This window comes from Bacteroidia bacterium (genome assembly GCA_025056095.1).
Classification (GTDB): domain Bacteria; phylum Bacteroidota; class Bacteroidia; order JANWVE01; family JANWVE01; genus JANWVE01.
In genome coordinates this window covers 1-627 of the sequence record JANWVW010000379.1, presented here as the reverse complement: position 1 = coordinate 627, position 627 = coordinate 1, and the positions used below count along the sequence as shown (strand labels likewise).

Sequence of the window (627 nt, the reverse complement as noted above, 5' to 3'; positions counted from 1 at the left end):
ATGGGAATTTTCTGCTTTTCTCCTTCTACTAAAAACAAAGGGTAAAGCAAGTCTTTTGAAGTTAGCCAAGTTTCTTGCACTAATTCTCTTATACTTTGGGATTTTCTATTTCTGCGCGGGCGAATGTTCATAGTGCAAAAGTAAAGTAAAAAGGAATTACTAGCTGTTAGGACAAAGTATGAAACTGCTTTTTGAATTGCACTTAAATACAGAATAGCTTATTTTAGTTGTCTATCTATTTTTAGCTTTGCATATCCCACGAACTATTAAACTTCGTTTTGAACTGAAATTATATCTTTGGCTTATGAGCAGAATAAGAGTATTTTTTCCTTATGGCGTAAGTAATTTTGAGATATTGGTCAAAGATGGGTACGTTTTTGTAGATAAAACTCAATTCATAGAAAAGTTAGAGCAGAATAAAGAGCGAAATGTGGCTTTTTTACGCCCGCGTAAATTTGGTAAAAGCTTGTGGCTGTCTATTTTGGAATACTACTACGATATTAACCAACAACATAAGTTTGAAGTGCTTTTCGGTAAATACTACATTGGTAAGAACCCCACACCGCTGCATAACACTTACCGAATTCTCCGATTTGATTTCAGCGGTATAGATAGCAGTACCAAAGA

General features: G+C 34.4%; 2 protein-coding genes. One reads left to right on the top strand and one right to left on the bottom strand.

Annotated elements, in window-relative coordinates; all coding sequences use genetic code 11:
• Positions 1-131 (bottom strand): porphobilinogen synthase (locus NZ519_14100; GenBank protein ID MCS7029884.1); only part of this gene is annotated, 131 nt, incomplete at its 3' end.
• Positions 132-304: 173 nt separating this feature from the next.
• On the opposite strand from NZ519_14100, the gene NZ519_14095 reads away from it, so the two are divergent.
• The coding region (locus NZ519_14095) for an AAA family ATPase (protein ID MCS7029883.1) at positions 305-627 on the top strand (323 nt) is incomplete at its 3' end.